This window comes from Noviherbaspirillum galbum (assembly GCF_010974945.1).
Lineage (GTDB): Bacteria > Pseudomonadota > Gammaproteobacteria > Burkholderiales > Burkholderiaceae_D > Noviherbaspirillum > Noviherbaspirillum galbum.
On sequence record NZ_JAAIVB010000003.1, the window covers coordinates 85,767 to 102,013 of the forward strand.

Here is a 16,247-nt window from a genome sequence, read left to right on the forward strand (position 1 = left end):
AATGAGCGATCCGGCAAACAACCAAGCCAATCAAGCCAATGCCGCCAAGGCTCTACTCAAGCAGCTGGAACAACAGTTTTCCGTCTTTCAATCCGCGGCGCCCCTGGCGATCGGCATCGACAAGCAGATCCTCGAGCAGGTCCCCGGCATCGACAAGAAAGTCCTGCGGGTCGCATTGCGCATGCATACCAACTCAACCCGTTACCTGAAGGCGACGGAAAAGGCGCAGCAGCGGCTCGACCTGGCGGGCAATCCGGCTGGCGAAGTGCTCGACGAACATCGTCTCCGCGCCTCCGAGACCCTGAAGGAACGCTTCAAGAAGGCAGCGGAAGCACGCAAGGAAAAGCAGCAGGCCGAACGCGAGGCGGAAGTGCGCCAGGTCAAGCTTCAGCAGCTCGCCGACAAGTTTTCCCCGCGCCGCTGATCCCGGCCTGCATCGACGACGCGCAGTCAACGTTCAAGAGCCGGGCAAGACGCAAACGAAAAAGACAGCCCGAGGGCTGTCTTTTTCGTTTATGGACGCGGTGCCGATGCAACGGCGCCCCGGGTCCTTGGCGGCGTGACGTCCGGCTCAGCTGCCGGACACCGTGCTCGCGGCCTTGGCGGACTGGACGGCTTCGCGGCGGACTTCGTCGCGGGTGCGCACCGAAGCGAAATGGGTGTTGTCGATGAACTCGGGATTGCGCGCCACCTGGAACTCGTGCCCGCCGCCCAGTTCGGCGCGCACTTCGGCACGGCTCTTCTCGGTGGCCACGCGGGTGTAGTCAGTGAATTCGGTCGAACCGGGCAGCGCGGCTGCATTGTCGGCCTTCACGGTCGCGGCGACGGCGGCGCGGCTGGTCGACGAGGCGTAGCCGGTGTGCTCGACGAAGGGATAGGTCTGCTCGGCAAAGGCGGAACCGGCGGCGATCAGGGCAACGGCAGCGATCAGGGTCTTGGCATTCATGTTGTTCTCCAAAAGGGTAAGTGATTGACTCCGGGCTCGGCAGGCCAGCGCAAGCGGCGCCAGCCGTCGGGTCCTGCCTCGTTGAGTCGCACTGTGTGTGCTCATCGATGAAGCACAGTGTAGCCATCCTCCCTTTTCCGAAAAACAATGTTTCGGACAACGGACCATTTCGCCAACCGAAACAATCTTGCGGACGGTCGAGAGCACGAAGGGAGGAACAGGGATGGAGAACGCAGGGGCGAAAAAAAACCCGCTGACCTTGCGGAGAGCGGGTAAATCCAATTCAAGGAGAGTTGGAGGAGACAGGTATTACTTTAGGCCAAGAGGCCGGGTCTGTCTGCTTTCGATTCGTGATATCGGCCATTCAGGCGGTGAATGAGCATCGCTTGGCGCCAAAGTAAAAAAGCCTGCCCGGCTTGTGGCCCGGCAGGCTTCGTGTCTCTTCGCGGCGTCTTGAATATGGATTTTTTAGTGGTGCAGCCGCATATTACCTTCAAATGACGGGAAAAATCTAGAGCCTGTAACGAATATCGAGAACAGGCGTTTCGCCTTGGAAAATTGACAGCGCCGCGCCATGGCCGCCAGTCCGTTCCTGGTATCCCGCCTTCCGTCTCTGTCCCAGACCCGCTCCTTGCCACATGCCAACCTGAACGATGCCGACAACGAAAAAAACAGGAAAAGTGCCCCTCATGACGAGCTGCGGCACGCTGATCATCAACCGGCGGGGTGAAATCCTGCTCTGCCACGTCACCGGAACGCGCAAGTGGGACATTCCCAAGGGATTGCAAGATCCCGGCGAAACCACACTGGAAGCGGCGATGCGCGAAATGCGGGAAGAGACCGGGCTGGTGTTCGAGGCCGGGATGTTCGACGAACTCGGCCGCTTCGATTACCGCCCTGAAAAGGACCTGCACCTGTACCGCGTCCGGATGGAGACCGACATGGACAGCCTGGATCATCTCGTCTGCACCAGCCACTTCACCCATCATGTCACGGGCGAACCGACGCCGGAAGTCGACGGCTTCTGCTGGGCGACCCGCGACGAGATACCGCGCCGCTGCTGGCCGCGCATGGCGGCACGGCTGACGTCCCTGGACTGGTGATCGCCGGCGCGACACGCCGGCTTCGCTTCAGGACGTGGCCGCCTGCGCCGCTTCCGCCAGCCTTTCCCGCGCTTGCGCGAGCTCCTGCGGCGAAAGACGCCCTTCGATTTCCGCGCGGTAGGCAGCCGCCTTGGGGACGTCGTTGCGTTCCGCCAGCGCCAGCCAGTGCCAGGCGCGCATGAGCTCGTCCGCCGAGCCCGAGCCGTAGGCGAGCATCAGTCCCGCATTGAATTGGGCACGGCCCACGCCCTGCGCCGCCGCGCTTTCATACCAGTGCATCGCCGCCATGGCATCGCGCTCGACCAGCACGCCGCAATCGATGCGCAATGCCAGCTCCAGTTGCGCCCTGGCGTGCCCACCACACGCCGCCATGCGGAAGAATTCCAGCGCCCGCTGCGGATCGCGCGCCAGTCCTTCCCCTTCGTCCAGCAGGCAGGCGGCGCGCCATTGGGATTCGGTATGACCCTCTTCCGCCGCCCTGAGGGTCCAGGTAATGGCCTCATCCGCATGGAAGGCCGCGTAGCGCTTCTCCTTCAGGATGAGCGACAGCCGCACCTGCGATTTCACATGTCCCTGGGCGGCCGCCTTGCGGTACCAGCCGATCGCGGAAGCCGGATCGCGCGACACGCCCTGCCCCAGCTCATGCAGCATGCCGAGATGATATTGCGATGCGGCGTGCCCCTGGCCAGCCGCTTTCCGGAACCACCCCGCCGCCGTCGCCAGGTCGCGCTTCACCCCCTGGCCGCTGCCGAACATCAAGCCCAGGTGATGCTGGGCGCCGGCATGGCCGCGTTCGGCGGCCTGCAGATACATCACCAGCGCGTTCTGCCTCTCCCCGGCCTGGGCGGGTTGTGCTGGCTGAACTGGCTGAACTGACGGTGCGGCAGCGGGCGCGCCGGGCGTCCCTTGCGCAACCGCCCCGGAAACCGTGGTCGGGTCAGACATCAGCCAGCCTCCTGCAACGGCACGTCGGCTTGCCGCGCCGATGCCTGGCCTGCCAGCACCGACTGCAATTGCCTCACCGGCATGGGCCGGTGGAACAGGAAGCCTTGCATCACCCTGCAGCCGGCCTGCTGCAGGTAGCGCACCTGGCGCTCCGTCTCGACGCCCTCGGCCACGAGATCCATGCCCAGGCCGCGGGCGATCGAAATGACCGCCAGCACCACCGGGAAATGTCCGCCTTCCTGGCCGATTTCGCGCACGAAGGATTGGTCGATCTTCAGGGTGTCCACTTCGAAGCGCTGGAGGTACGCGAGCGAGGAATAGCCGGTGCCGAAGTCATCGATGGCGATGCGCACGCCGAGCTCGGTCAGCCGGTTCAGCTGCCGGATCGCCAGGTCGGGGTTGCGGATGCAGATGTTTTCCGTGATTTCCACCTCAAGCTGCTCCGCCGCCACCTTGCGTTCCTCGAGCGTACGCCACAGCTTCCGGAAGAACTCGTCCCTGCCGAGGCAGGTCGGCGACAGGTTGATGCAGAATCGGAGGTCACGGTAACCATCGCGTTGCAGGCGCTGCATGTCGGCGCAGACCGCGTCCACCATCCAGTCGCTGAGCATCACCATCAAGCCCATCTCTTCCGCGAGCGGCAGGAAGCGTCCGGGCGTGAGCAGGCCGAGCCGTGGATGGTTCCAGCGCATCAGCGCCTCGACCGCCACCACGTTGCCGGCCGCGGTATCGACCTGGGGTTGGTAATACATTTCGAGTTCGCCGCGCTGCAGCGCCCTGCGCAACTCCTGTTCCAGCAAGACCTTTTCGTGCGCGGCGTCGAGCAGGGAGCGATCATAGAAACCGAAGCCGTTCTTGCCGTCCGACTTGACCGCGTACATCGCCATGTCGGCATGTCGCACGAGCTCGTCGTCGTTCTCGCCGTCTTCCGGGAAGACGGCAATGCCGATGCTGGCGGAGATGTGCAGTTCGGAGCCGTCGATGACGAAGGGCGCACCCAGCGCCTCCAGGAATTTTTCCGCGACCACCGTGGCATCGGTCCGCTTTTCCAGGTCGGGGAGCAGGGCGACGAACTCGTCGCCGCCGAGGCGGGCCAGCGTGTCGCCCTTGCGGATGCAGCTGCGCAGGCGCGTCGCGACCTGCCTCAGCAGCTCGTCGCCCTTGAGATGCCCCAGCGAATCGTTGATGATCTTGAAGCGGTCCAGGTCGATGAACATCAGCGCGAGCTGCTGTTCCTTCCGGCGTGCCTGCAGCAGCGCCAGCTCGAGCCGGTCGTGGAACAGCGCGCGGTTGGGCAGGTCGGTCAGGATGTCGTGGTAGGCCTGGTAGGTGATCAGCTCTTCGGCACGGCGCTTCTCGGTAACATCCCGCGCGATGCCGTAGGTGCCCAGGTACTCGACCGACGGCGCCTTGTCGCTGGCGTAGAGACCGATGGAATTGAAGGAAATCGTGCGCAGCGAGGTTTCGAAATGCCGCTCGGACGAGGCAGGCTCGTTGCACTTGAGGCGCAGCTCGACGTTGCGGCTGGCGCGCTCGCCGACGCGGCGCTCGTTGAAGACGTAGCGCGCGCGGTCGAGGTCGTCGTCATGCACGAGCGCGGCATAGTCCGCGCCGATCAGCGCGTCCCTGTCAAAGCCGAGCAGCTCGGTGACGCGCCGGTTGATGTATGTGAAGCGGCCGCTCTGGTCGAGGGTATAGATAATGTCGGGCGAGCTGTCGATCAGGAAGCGGTACATCTTTTCCGACTGCTCCAGCCGCGCGAACAGGTTGCGGTTCTCGATGTGGAGGCGGCGCTTTTCCAGCGCGTTGCGAACCAGCGCCAGCAGCTCGTCAGTGCGGTATGGCTTGCGCAGGTAGCCGTAGGCCTGCCGGTTGATCGCGCCGATCGCCGCCTCGATCCCGGTGTGGCCGCTGAGAACGATCACCTCTGTGGTGATGCCGCGCGCATTGATGACGTCCATGACGTCGTGGCCGGACATGTCCGGCATGCCGATGTCGAGCAGCACGACATCGAAATGGCTTTCGCCCAGTTCCGCGACAGCTTCCGCGCCGTTGCGGGCGGTCGTGAGGTGGTAGCCCTGGCCGTCCAGCAATTCCTTCAGGCTCGCCAGCAGCCGCGGTTCGTCGTCGACGAGCAGCAGCCGGGGTTCGGCCAGGGTCCAGGTGGGATCCGGCGAGAACACCGGGTCCTGCTCGTAAATGTTGATGGCTTGCGATCGCATGTCGATCCTTCAGCGTTGATCAGCGAGACGGCGGCGCTGCGGCAACGACCGCCGCCCCGCCGGATTGCAGCAAGATGTCGAAAACGGTCCCGCCCCGGCTGCTGCGGCAGTCGATCCTGCCGCCATGGTTGCGCACCAGGTCGTGGACGATGGACAGGCCGAGTCCGCGGTTCGACCCATCCTTGCTGCTGGCGACGGGCTGGAACAGGCGGGCGCGAACGGTGTCCGGGATGCCGGGGCCGGTGTCGCTGACCGTCAGCAGGACGTAGCGGCCGTCATCGCGGTCGACCACGCCGTTGTTGCGCAAATCTATCCGCCCGCCGTGCGGCATGGCCTCCACCGCGTTCTTCACGAGGTTGATGAGGACCTGCCTCAGGCTCGCCTGGTGGATGACGGCCTGCGTGGGCTCGGGAGACAGCTGGCGGGAAATCTGGACGCCGGCCGGCAGCGTGCCGCTCTCCGAGAACAGCGCCGACACGTACTTCAGGGCGGCGTTTACTTCACAGACGGCCGGGCCGGCCAGTCCGGGCTGCGCCGCCTCGGGCTGGGCGAAGTCGTCGATGATGCGCGAGACGCGGTCGAGCTCTTCCTCGATGGTTTCGAGCTCGGAGTCGATGGATTGGGCGTTGCCCGCCTTGCGCTGCAGGACGCCAAGGTAATTCCGGATGATGGCCAGCGGATTGTTGACCTCGTGCGCCACCCGCCTGGCCGCGAGCAGGTACTCCTGTTCCTGTGCCGCGCCGGTCTGCGGCGCGCCGGCTTGCGCCACGGCGGACGCCGCGCCCGCCAGCGCGGCGCCGGCCTGTCCGCCGAAGTCCTGCAGCAAGGCGAGGCGTTCGGCCAGGTGTTCCGCCTGCAAGCGGCTCGTTGCCCCGACCAGGACCAGCGGCCGCGCATCGACGCCTCGCACCGGCAGCGCGATCAATGCCTCGGCATTGAAGAAGCGCAGCAGCTGCTCTTCCGCCACCGACGGCCCCGGCGCCGGGTAAAGCACGGCCGGCTGCCCGAGCCGCCAGGCGCGGCCGGCGAGGTTGTCGTTATCCGCCGGCAGGGACATCCCGGCAAGGCGCTGATGGCCGGGCGGCAGCGCCGTCGGCACGAAAGACTGCCCATCGGGCGATCGTTCCATGACCACGGCGTCCGTCAGGTCGAAAAGGATGATGGCGGCCTTGACGATCGCGCGGATGCAGCTCTCCGGATCGGCCTGCTGGCGCAGCGCGGACAAGGTCTTGTCGATCAGGAGCACATCCCGCATGGTGTCCTTGAGCGGATCGCCGGCCCGCTCCGGCCGCGTTGCCGCCGCAACCGCCCTGGTGATGGCCTGCGCCGGCGCCAATCCCGGCAAGGCGATGCCCAGCGAATCCGCGAGCCTGCTGACCTCGTGGCCGGCCCGTGCCCGCAGCTCGATGAACTCGCCATGCGGAAGGCCGGCCAGGGCAAGGCTCTTGTCCCGGTATTGGGGAAGCGCGTCCTGCAGGTGAAGAAGACAATCCGTCGCGGCAACGATCCGCACCAGGGCATGCGCGTCCTTGAGCCTCGCCAGCGCGACATGGTGATAGCGGATGCTGTCGGCCAGGAAGGAATCGAGCGCCATCCGCTCCGCCAGCATGGCGCCGGCCTCGGCATGGGTGATTGACAGCGTGCGTTCCTCCAGCGCGCACAGCGCGGGATCTTCGTCGGCAAAGAAGTTGGCGGAATACTCTTCCGGCGCGGCGCACGCCAGCGCCAGCCGGCCGATGTCATGCAGCAGGCCCGCCAGGTAAGCCTCCTCGGGGAAGGGATAGCCCTGGCGCTCGGCAAGCATCCTGGCAGTCACGCCCGCCGTCATGGCGTGTACCCAGAAGGCCCGCAGGTCGAGGCCGGCGCCGATGTCGTGGAAGGTCTGGTAGACCGACTGGGTCATGAGCAGGGTGCGCACCATGTCGAGGCCGATGGTGGCAAGCGCCTGCGGCACGCTGGGGACCGGGGTGCCGGTGCGGTAGGCGGGACTCGCCGCCACCTGCAGGACCTTTGCCGCGAGCGCGGCGTCCTGCAGCACCAAGTCGGCGAGCGCATCCATGCCGATGTCGTCATCCGCACAGGCGTGCATCACTTTCATCAGCACCTCGGGCAACGCCGGCAGGCGGGTAGCCAGCAGGCGGTTCCGAATGTCCGGCTTAGCGGTCACGGAATTCATCGAACGGCAAGATCGATTGCGTATGACATTCCTGTCTGACTGGCCAAGAAAATCTCCTCTCGATGGTGAGCGGTATAACATGCAAATTTATCACAAAAAGTTTCCTGTTTGCAAAACCGAGAAAAGGCCCTTTTATGCCTCAAATCGTCGAAAGCAACGATTGCATTGAAGGCGGCCGCCGAGGGAAAACCGAGAAAATTCCCTGAACTGGAAACCGCGCAGCCGAAGTTCATGGCAGCAGTGCATGCCGCCTTGTCACGCATGACGAAAAGCGTATGCGAACGCACACAGGGACGATCCCGCGATCAGAGTTTCACACGCAGGCAAGGACGGCTCTGGTACGATCACGCCATGCTTCCGCGAATGCTTTCGTGCTCCGCCGCGCGCCGCTCCTTGCCTCTCATGCCTCCCGTGCCGGCCAATGATGCCGACTTGGCATGACCGTTTTTCCACATCGTCCGCAGGATTCCGACGACCCCAAATAATTGGGCGCAATCCGTCAACCGAAGCATCAGCGGCACGCTATAAGAACACTTCCTTTTTCATCATCGCCATGTCCATCAGCATCGACGCCGATCAGCTTCCGGCAAGTGAACCTTCCACCACCGTAGCCGGGATTGCAAGACAGTCGATCCTGCTGGGCGCCGAGCGTCCGGAATTCATCCGCGACGAAATCCTCGCCGACCTTCTCGAAACCACCGCCCGCCGCCAGCCGGATCATCCGGCGCTGATCGACGGCGAGCGCGTCGTGAGCTATGGCGAACTCGACATGGCGGCCAACCGCGTCGCCTCCCGGCTCATCGCCGCCGGAGTCGGCCCCGGCCAGATCATCGGCCTGTGGCTGCCGCGCGGCGCCGACCTGCTCATCATGCAAGCCGGGATCGCGAAGACCGGCGCCGCCTGGCTGCCCTTCGACGCCGATACCCCGCTCGAACGCATCCTCATCTGCCTGGCCGATGCCAGCTCGCCGGGACTGGTCAGCTGCGAAAGCTTCGAGGCCCAGCTCGCGGGCGCTGCAACGACGACCTGGATGGCGGAAGACCTGCTCGCCACCACCGGCGCCGGAGAAAAGCTCCGCCGCCGCGACCAGGTGCTGCCAACCGATCCCGCGTACGTGATCTATACCTCCGGCTCGACCGGCAAGCCGAAGGGAATCCAGATCAGCCAGGGCGCGATCTGCCATTTCCTCCGCAGCGAAAACAGCGTCCTCGGCGTCCGTGGCGACGACCGCGTCTACCACGGCTTCTCGGTGGCATTCGACATGTCGTTCGAGGAAATCTGGATCAGCTATCTCGTCGGCGCGACCCTCTGGATCGCACCCAAGCAGATCGCCGCGGATCCGGAAGCCTTGCCGCGCGCCCTGGAAGAACAGCGCATCACGGTGCTGCACGCGGTGCCTACGCTGCTGGCGCTGTTCGAGCGCGACTTGCCCGGCCTGCGGATCATCAACCTCGGCGGCGAGATGTGCCCGGATTCGCTGGTGGCCCGCTGGGCCCGTCCCGGCCGTCCGGTGTTCAACAGCTACGGTCCGACGGAAGCCACGGTATCCGCGAGCATGATCGCCTTGCAGGCAGGCGAGCCCGTGACGATCGGCGCACCACTGCCCAACTATGGCTTGCTCGTGGTCGACACCGGCTCCGCGGGCGAACTAAAGCTCGCCCCCGCCGGCGAAACCGGAGAGCTCTGCATTACCGGCCCCGGCGTGGCCAGCGGTTATCTTGGCAGGCCCGAGCTGACGGCGGAAAAATTCGTCGTCAATCCCTGGGCCGCGCATCCGTCGCATGCGCGCATGTACCGTACCGGCGATCTGGCGCGCATCGACGAGCACGGCAACGTGCAATGCCTCGGGCGCACCGACGACCAGGTCAAGATCCGCGGATTCCGCGTGGAGCTCGGCGAGATCGAAGCCGAACTCGTGCGCCAGGCCGGCGTCGGCACGGCGGCGGTGGTGCTGCGCAAGGACGACGGCATCGAACAGCTGGTCGCCTTCTACGTGGCGGACGATGAGAGCGCAGCGAACGCCGCGGCCCTGCGCGCGGCGCTCGCCGAGCGCCTGCCGCCTTACATGGTGCCGGGCCATTTCGAGGCGCTCGCGGAGATGCCGCGCCTGATATCGGGAAAGATCGACCGCAACACGCTCAAGGCGCGTCCGCTCGAGGTGCGCGCTCCCGCGGATGGGGACGCCGCCGCGACGCCCGCCGAAGAGGTACTCTTTTCCGCCCTGCACAAGCTTTTCCCTGGCCAGCCGCTGCGGCGCGCAGCCGACTTCTTTTCCGATCTCGGCGGCCACTCGCTGTTCGCGGCCCGCCTCGCCTCGGCCCTGCGGACCGTTCCGGGCTACGCGCATGTGACCGTCCGCGACATCTACCAGCACCGCAAGGTGTCCGCGATCGCGGCGGCGATGACGGAAGGACAAGCCGCAGCGCAGGCTGCGGCGATCATCGCCGCGGAAACGGCGCCCCGGACGCAGGCCCGCCCCGGCGCCTTCGCGCGCTGGCGTTGCGGCCTCGCGCAGGCCATCGTCACGCCTCCCGTCATCATGCTGCGCATGGCGCAATGGCTCGCGCCCTTCTTCACCTATCACTTCCTGACAGGCGATCCGGGCGATTCCGTGGTATGGGCCGTCCTGGCTTCCATCGGCGTCTTCCTGTTGACCACCATGCTCGAATTCGTCGTCCCGGTGGTGGGCGTGCGGCTGCTGTCGGCAGGCATTCGCCCGGGACGCTACCCCCTGTGGGGCATGACCTATTTCCGCTGGTGGCTCGGCGACCGCCTCGTCGAATCGGCGCCCGCCTACCTGCTCTCCGGCTCGTCGCTTTACGCCTGGTGGCTGCGCGCCCTCGGCGCGAAGATCGGCCGCGAAGTCACCATCGGATCGATCACCCTGCGCTCGCCGGCAATGCTGAGCATCGGGGACGGCGCAAGCATCGGCAATGCCGTCAACCTTGAAAACGCGCGCGTGCAGAACGGCGAGTTGCGCCTCGGCCGGATCGACATCGGCAACGATGCCTTCGTCGGCTCGTATTCCGTGCTGGAAGGCGGAACGGAAATCGGCAGCCTCGGCCATCTGGACGGACAGTCTTCCATGTCCGAGGGAATGCGCCTGCCAGCCGGTCGTTGCTGGAGCGGCTCGCCCGCGCGCGACACCGGCGCCTTCACCCGGACCTGTCCGCCCCGCCCCGCGGCATCGCGGCTGCGGCTGGCGGCGGAAGGCGTTTTCTTTGCCGTCGGCGCGCTGTCCATCGCTGCCATGTTCTTCCTGCCCGTGTTCCCTGCCTTCATGCTGATCGACTGGCTGGGCGAGCCGGAACGCTTTACCTGGCTCCAGTCGAACGCCGTGCCGGTGCAGCTGCTGAGGCACTTCCTGCTCGCCTTGCCAGCCACGGCAGTCCTGATCTTTTGCACGGTGCTGCTTTCCGCCGCCGTGCGCTGGACGGTGCTTCCGCGTCTCAAGCCCGGCACCTGGGCGGTGCACAGCTTCACCTATTGCCGCAAATGGCTGGTCAATCTCATCCAGGAATCGAGCCTGAACGTGCTCCATGGCGTCTACGCGACGGTGTACTCGCCGTTCTGGTACCGCCTGCTCGGCGCGAAGGTAGGCAAGGATGCCGAGATCTCGTCCGCGCTGGGCGTCGTTCCCGACATGCTGACCCTGGGCGACGAAACCTTCATTGCCGATGCCGTCATGCTTGGCGACGAACACATTGATGGCGGCTGGATGACCATGCAGCCTACGGTGATTTCTCGCCGCAGCTTCGTCGGCAACGGCTCGTACATCCCGGACGGCACGATCCTCCCGGAGAACATGCTGGTCGGCGTGCACAGCCGGGCGCCCTCGAACGCGCAGATGCAGCCGGGAGACACCTGGCTCGGCTCGCCGCCGATCAACCTGCCGGCGCGCGAAGGCACGACCGGGTATCCGGAATCCCTGACCTTCCGTCCCTCGCCTGCGCGGCGCCTTTGCCGCGCGCTGGTTGAAGCCTTCCGCATCGCCGCCCCGCATGCCATCGTTACCGCGGTCGGCTATACCCTGGTCCTGGATCTGATGCCGATGGCCGGGGCTGGACGCTGGACCGCGGTTGCCGGCAGCCTGGCCATCGCCGGAATGCTTTACGGCGTCGGCGCCTTCGTTTTCGTGGCCCTCCTGAAGTGGCTCCTGCTCAGGCGCTACGACAAGCGCACGGCGCCGATGTGGACCCCTTTCGTCTGGGTATCCGAGGCGGTGACGAGCCTGTACGAAGGCCTGGCCGTGCCCAACTTCCTTCGCTACCTGCGCGGCACGCCATGGTTGCCGGAAGCACTGAAGGCGATGGGTTGCCGCATCGGCAAGGGCGTGTACATGGACACGACGGACATCACCGAATTCGATTGCGTCAGCATCGGCGACCACAGCGAAATCAATGCCCTGGCCTGCCCGCAAACCCATCTCTTCGAGGATCGCGTCATGAAGATCGACCACGTGCGCATCGGCAAGGGCGTGTACATGGCGCCCCGCAGCGCCGTGCTCTATGGCGCGGAAGTCGGCGATCGCGCCCGCCTCGGCGCGCTGACCCTGGTGATGAAAGGGGAAGCCATTCCTCCGGCGAGCGCATGGCAAGGATGTCCGGCGGCGCCCGCGCACGGCTGAGTCCGTTCGAGACACATGCTTAGGCCTTGTCTTTGGCCAGCACTGCCCGAACCGGCCGCACTCGCACCGGATCGGCCGCCGGTAGTGATCGCCGTGCCGGCACCGCCAACCACGCTCCGCGCCGAACCCCGGCGCCTGCTGCGTGACGCGGTCCGGCGCTTCCTCGGCGGCGTACTGCATTGCGCCCCAGATGCCGTCCCGCTGGTCAGCCAGCCGGGTGAGGCGCCTCGCGTGTCCCTGCCGGACCGGCGCATCTTCCTCTCTTTTAGCCACGAGCCCGGGCTATCCCTCGCGGCCTTGCATGCAGGCGGTCCGGTGGGCGTGGACCTGATGGACCTGGCCCAGGCAGCGAGCCTCGAAGACTGGCAAGCCCTTGCCAGTGATTACCTCGGACCTCGCGCGCTCGCCGCGATCAGGCACCGCAATCCGCCTTCCCGCCCGAAGGCATTCGCCCTTGCGTGGACCTCCCAGGAAGCACGCCTGAAGTGCTCGGGTTTACCGCTCGAGGAATGGTCGGAGGCCCTGGAGGCAAGGCTGGCGGGGTGCGAATGCATCGAACTTGAACTGCCGGCGGGATACGCAGGCATCCTAGCCTACCAGCGCATTTCATAGGCCGCTCCAGAGCCTCAGAAGTCCTTATGGAACTTGCCTATCGTTCGCTGATCAAAATGACATTCTGACGACATGAAAGGAGCATTGCGATGAACAAGGATCAAGTGGCAGGCAGCGTCAAGGAAGCCGCTGGCAAGGTCCAGCGCAAGGTTGGCGAAGCCCTGGGCGACAAGAAGCAGCAGGCCAAGGGCACCGAAAACCAGGCTGCCGGCAAGACGCAGAAGACGGTAGGAAACGTGAAGGACACCTTCAACAAGTAATTCAGCAAACGAGCTAGTGGCCGAACGGTTCGGCAACCTCAGGAAGGGCGGGGACATCCCCGCCTTCTTCATTTCCAAACAACAATTCGTTGCCTGCATGGCGCCAGCCGGGAAGATTCAAGCCGCCAACTTTTATCGTTTTGACAGGAATCAATTAAGCCAATAACAACATTTCTAAACTAAGAGATGTGCTGGGTAGGCCCGCCCCCAACTGCGACATTCCTGAAAAACACGCCGAACGATTGCGAGGTTGATCATGCATTCCAAGTCGCCTTCCGAACCCGGATTGGTCATGCCCGATGCTGGCAGCAGCGCGCAGGCAACGACGAGGATTCTGGCGCGCCTGATGCAGCGCTTCCAGGGAGGGGCTCAGGTCCGGCTATGGGACGGCAGGCAGCTTCACTATGGCGACGCGCCACCGCGCTTCACCTTGGTCATCAAGTCGCCAAGCCTGATCCGCAAGCTGGTCATGGAACACAGTCCGCTCTCGCTGGCGGAAGCCTACTTCAGAGGAAACATCGAAATTGAAGGCGATTTCTACGAAGCCTTGTCTTCCCTGCGCCGGCAATTCGAGGAACTGTCCTTGGGCTGGCAGGACAAGGCGGCGCTTCTGCTGGACCTGGGGAGTGTCGTTGCACATGACGAAAGCGATGACGCGCCTTTCAGCCTTACCGGCCTGAAAAACCGCTTCAGCCATCGCCATACCAAGGAAAGCGATGAAGAGGCGATCGCCTTTCATTATGACGTCTCGAACGACTTTTATGGCTTGTGGCTGGATGAAGAACGGGTGTATTCCTGCGCCTATTTCAGGCATCCGGAAGAAACGATACACCAGGCGCAAAGAAACAAGCTCGACCACATCTGCCGCAAGCTCAGGCTCCAGGCTGGAGAATCGCTGTTAGATATCGGTTGCGGATGGGGTGCGCTCATCTGCTGGGCGGCGCGGAATTATGGCGTGCGTGCGCATGGAATCACGCTGAGCAGGAAGCAGTTCGATTTCGTGCGGGAACGGATCCGCAATGAAAACCTTGATGGCAGGGTGACCGTCGAACTTCGCGACTATCGAGACCTCGAGGGCGAGAATGCCTATGACAAGGTCAGCAGCATCGGCATGTTCGAGCATGTGGGTCTTGCCAATCTGGCCGCCTACAATGCGACCGTTCACCGGGTACTGCGGCCGGGCGGCTTGTTCCTCAACCATGGCATCACGCATGACACCGAGGGCTGGGAAAGGAACCTCACCACCGAATTCATCAATCGTTATGTCTTTCCCGACGGCGAACTCGACCTCGTCAGCAACGTACAGCGGAAGATGGAGCATGCCGGATTCGAGATCCATGACGTGGAGGGCTTGCGTCCGCATTATGCATTGACCCTGCGCCATTGGGCGGCCCGACTGGAGGCGAATCGCGACGCCGCGCAGAAGGAAGTCGGCCCCGTCAATTACCGGGTATGGCGCTTGTACCTCGCCGGATGCGCGCTTGAATTCGAAAGCGGAGGTGCGGGGATACACCAGATCCTCGCATCCAAGAGAGACCGCGGCCGCTGGCCCCTGCCGCTTACCCGCGACGATCTCTACCCCCACCGCTTGTGATGTCGCAAGCCTGAAGTGCAATTCTTGTGGCATCTCAAAAAACAGCAATCCCAGGGTCCCGGAAGCTGAACACGAGCGGGCCGCGCTGCACGAAATGAAAAGCGCAGCGGGAGGGTCAGATGGAAGTCAGTTCATTGTTTCCTTATTTTGGATGGGCCGACGCGCCCGGGGAAGGCTGGGGAAATCATTTTGCAGGTTCGCATCCGCCCGGCGGGCCGGACATGCCGGAAACCTCTGGATCAAGTGAACCGATCGAGGGATCTGCCACGCCTGAAGAGCCGGAATGCCACCACGCGGACCTTGTGCGCGAACAGCCTGACCCACTCGCCGGACATCATTCCGCACCATGGCATCAGACGGCGATCGTGCCGCCACACACCCGACCGTGTCCGGTCATCCGCAACGACGACATCCTGTTTCATTTCGAATAGCAAGGTCGTTCCTGCCTGTCCGGCAATATGTTTGGCCCGGAAAGACAGCGGCTCGCGGTCCCCATGCGGCGCATGCTTTGGTTAAATGGAGTCCCGATGCCAGGCGCGCGTGAGGCCTGCGGTGCAGATGCATGCACTGCGATTCCGAACGCTGCGCCAGGCGACAGACAACCACGAGCCAATCATGAAACGCCATCGCCTCATTTCCTCCCTCCTCCTCGCCTTCCTGCTGCCGGCACTGTCCGCCCGGTCCATGGAAGAATTGAATCCGGATTCCATGGATGTCGGCAAGGTGTATCGCATCGAAGTATTGCAGGTCACCGACATCGAGCCTTACCAGGAATCGCTGGATGGCTTTCTTGGCGCGCTTGAAGCCCAAGGCTTCGTGCAGGGCCGGAACCTGGTCGTGAATCGCGCGAAGATCGACTTCGACGTGGAGAAGGCGGGGTTCTGGAGCAGGCTGGGCGTGATGCTGCGCATTCGCGAAGAAGCCCAGCGCATCGCCGCCGCCAAGCCCGATCTCGCCCTAACGATAGGCACGCCGGCGACGAAACATGCGCGCGGCATCCTGGAAGAAGCGCGCGTTCCGGTCACCTTCACCGCGGTGGCAAATCCGCTCGACGCCGGATGCCCGACCTTGAAGGATTGCGGAACGAACGTGACCGGCGCGACGCTTTACATGGACATCGCCGACTCCCTGAATGCCATACGGCGTGTCTTTCCCCATGTGAGCAGGATCGGCATGGTGCACACCGACGACGAGAACGGCGTCGCCCACGTGGCGGCGGCGAAGGCACGCGCCGCCAGGCTGGAGCTTGCCATCGACTCGCGCGAGGTGGAAAAGAGCGACAACATCGTGCCGGCTCTGAAAGACTTGTACAAGGAGGGAAGCGGCATACAACTGTTCGCGGTGCCGCTCGACACTTACTACGGCCTCCGCAATTTCGAACCTGCCCTCGACATGAGCGACTACACCGCCGAGAACGGCATTCCCGTGGTGTCGCTGGCATTGGTCCGGGTGCCCGGCGCGGTGATGTACGTCGGCGCGGATTTCAAGGAGGTCGGCATGCTGAGCGGCCGGCAGGCGGTCAAGATTCTCGCGAAGCACATGAAGCCGGACGTGCTTCCCGTCCTGCGCCAGGCACAGCCCACCATATTGTTCGATCCCGAGCGGGCGCAGGCGCTGCATATCGACATACCCGAGACCGAGACGGCCACCAGGTTGCAGCGCGGCCGCTTCTGGCAACTCTCGATGGGGAAATAACAATCCCGGGCCGCCTTGTTGCCCCGCGCACGATGCAGCGCGCGAGGCGACGGCTCCTCCGCTTCAA

General features: G+C 64.3%; 13 protein-coding genes. 9 read left to right on the plus strand and 4 right to left on the minus strand.

Annotated elements, in window-relative coordinates:
- The first annotated feature begins 1 nt into the window (after position 1).
- Positions 2-424, plus strand: a complete 423-nt coding sequence (locus tag G3574_RS00375; protein ID WP_163959750.1) for a ProQ/FINO family protein — start codon at positions 2-4, stop codon at positions 422-424.
- Between the two features lie 147 nt (positions 425-571).
- On the opposite strand, the gene G3574_RS00380 is transcribed toward G3574_RS00375, so the two are convergent.
- Positions 572-946: a DUF4148 domain-containing protein gene (locus tag G3574_RS00380; protein WP_163959751.1), complete on the minus strand. Its 375-nt coding sequence runs from the start codon at positions 944-946 to the stop codon at positions 572-574.
- Positions 947-1,321: 375 nt separating this feature from the next.
- On the opposite strand from G3574_RS00380, the gene G3574_RS28600 reads away from it, so the two are divergent.
- Both G3574_RS28600 and G3574_RS00385 read left to right on the plus strand, forming a co-directional pair.
- Positions 1,322-1,447: a hypothetical protein gene (locus G3574_RS28600; RefSeq protein ID WP_268958853.1), complete on the plus strand. Its 126-nt coding sequence runs from the start codon at positions 1,322-1,324 to the stop codon at positions 1,445-1,447.
- 188 nt (positions 1,448-1,635) lie between these two features.
- On the plus strand, positions 1,636-2,049 hold the full coding sequence (locus G3574_RS00385) for an NUDIX hydrolase (RefSeq protein WP_163959753.1): 414 nt from the start codon (positions 1,636-1,638) through the stop codon (positions 2,047-2,049).
- Between the two features lie 27 nt (positions 2,050-2,076).
- On the opposite strand, the gene G3574_RS00390 is transcribed toward G3574_RS00385, so the two are convergent.
- The 3 genes from G3574_RS00390 to G3574_RS00400 are packed head-to-tail and all read right to left on the minus strand — an operon-like array spanning position 2,077 to position 7,383.
- A complete protein-coding gene (locus G3574_RS00390; protein WP_163959755.1) occupies positions 2,077-2,994 on the minus strand; it encodes a tetratricopeptide repeat protein in 918 nt (305 codons plus the stop codon).
- Positions 2,994-5,216, minus strand: coding sequence for an EAL domain-containing response regulator (locus G3574_RS00395; RefSeq protein ID WP_163959757.1), 2,223 nt, complete (start codon positions 5,214-5,216; stop codon positions 2,994-2,996). The genes G3574_RS00390 and G3574_RS00395 overlap by 1 nt, the downstream gene beginning before the upstream one ends.
- Positions 5,217-5,235: 19 nt before the next feature.
- Positions 5,236-7,383 (minus strand): HDOD domain-containing protein, encoded by a 2,148-nt coding sequence (locus tag G3574_RS00400; RefSeq protein ID WP_163959759.1) that lies wholly within the window; start codon positions 7,381-7,383, stop codon positions 5,236-5,238.
- Between the two features lie 562 nt (positions 7,384-7,945).
- Between G3574_RS00400 and G3574_RS00405 the strand changes: the two genes are divergently transcribed.
- The 6 genes from G3574_RS00405 to G3574_RS00430 all read left to right on the plus strand — a co-directional run bounded on the left by G3574_RS00405 (position 7,946) and on the right by G3574_RS00430 (position 16,180).
- Positions 7,946-12,019: a Pls/PosA family non-ribosomal peptide synthetase gene (locus G3574_RS00405; protein WP_163959761.1), complete on the plus strand. Its 4,074-nt coding sequence runs from the start codon at positions 7,946-7,948 to the stop codon at positions 12,017-12,019.
- Between the two features lie 93 nt (positions 12,020-12,112).
- Positions 12,113-12,631, plus strand: coding sequence for a 4'-phosphopantetheinyl transferase family protein (locus G3574_RS28605; RefSeq protein WP_163959763.1), 519 nt, complete (start codon positions 12,113-12,115; stop codon positions 12,629-12,631).
- An 89-nt stretch (positions 12,632-12,720) separates the two neighbouring features.
- Positions 12,721-12,891, plus strand: coding sequence for a CsbD family protein (locus G3574_RS00415; protein WP_163959765.1), 171 nt, complete (start codon positions 12,721-12,723; stop codon positions 12,889-12,891).
- A gap of 256 nt (positions 12,892-13,147) precedes the next feature.
- On the plus strand, positions 13,148-14,485 hold the full coding sequence (locus G3574_RS00420) for a class I SAM-dependent methyltransferase (protein ID WP_163959767.1): 1,338 nt from the start codon (positions 13,148-13,150) through the stop codon (positions 14,483-14,485).
- Between the two features lie 119 nt (positions 14,486-14,604).
- Positions 14,605-14,916, plus strand: coding sequence for a hypothetical protein (locus tag G3574_RS00425; RefSeq protein ID WP_163959769.1), 312 nt, complete (start codon positions 14,605-14,607; stop codon positions 14,914-14,916).
- 184 nt (positions 14,917-15,100) lie between these two features.
- Positions 15,101-16,180 (plus strand): ABC transporter substrate-binding protein, encoded by a 1,080-nt coding sequence (locus G3574_RS00430; RefSeq protein WP_163959770.1) that lies wholly within the window; start codon positions 15,101-15,103, stop codon positions 16,178-16,180.
- Positions 16,181-16,247 lie beyond the last annotated feature (67 nt).

Excerpts from the sequence above, each read along its gene's own strand:
- G3574_RS00395 (WP_163959757.1), bottom strand. The coding sequence starts at position 5,216 with ATGCGATCGCAAGCCATCAACATTTACGAGCAGGACCCGGTGTTCTCG.
- G3574_RS00405 (WP_163959761.1), top strand. The coding sequence starts at position 7,946 with ATGTCCATCAGCATCGACGCCGATCAGCTTCCGGCAAGTGAACCTTCC.
- G3574_RS00420 (WP_163959767.1), top strand. The coding sequence starts at position 13,148 with ATGCATTCCAAGTCGCCTTCCGAACCCGGATTGGTCATGCCCGATGCT.
- G3574_RS00380 (WP_163959751.1), bottom strand. The coding sequence starts at position 946 with ATGAATGCCAAGACCCTGATCGCTGCCGTTGCCCTGATCGCCGCCGGT.
- G3574_RS00430 (WP_163959770.1), top strand. The coding sequence starts at position 15,101 with ATGAAACGCCATCGCCTCATTTCCTCCCTCCTCCTCGCCTTCCTGCTG.
- G3574_RS00385 (WP_163959753.1), top strand. The coding sequence starts at position 1,636 with ATGACGAGCTGCGGCACGCTGATCATCAACCGGCGGGGTGAAATCCTG.
- G3574_RS00425 (WP_163959769.1), top strand. The coding sequence starts at position 14,605 with ATGGAAGTCAGTTCATTGTTTCCTTATTTTGGATGGGCCGACGCGCCC.
- G3574_RS00390 (WP_163959755.1), bottom strand. The coding sequence starts at position 2,994 with ATGTCTGACCCGACCACGGTTTCCGGGGCGGTTGCGCAAGGGACGCCC.
- G3574_RS00415 (WP_163959765.1), top strand. The coding sequence starts at position 12,721 with ATGAACAAGGATCAAGTGGCAGGCAGCGTCAAGGAAGCCGCTGGCAAG.
- G3574_RS28600 (WP_268958853.1), top strand. The coding sequence starts at position 1,322 with ATGAGCATCGCTTGGCGCCAAAGTAAAAAAGCCTGCCCGGCTTGTGGC.
- G3574_RS00375 (WP_163959750.1), top strand. The coding sequence starts at position 2 with ATGAGCGATCCGGCAAACAACCAAGCCAATCAAGCCAATGCCGCCAAG.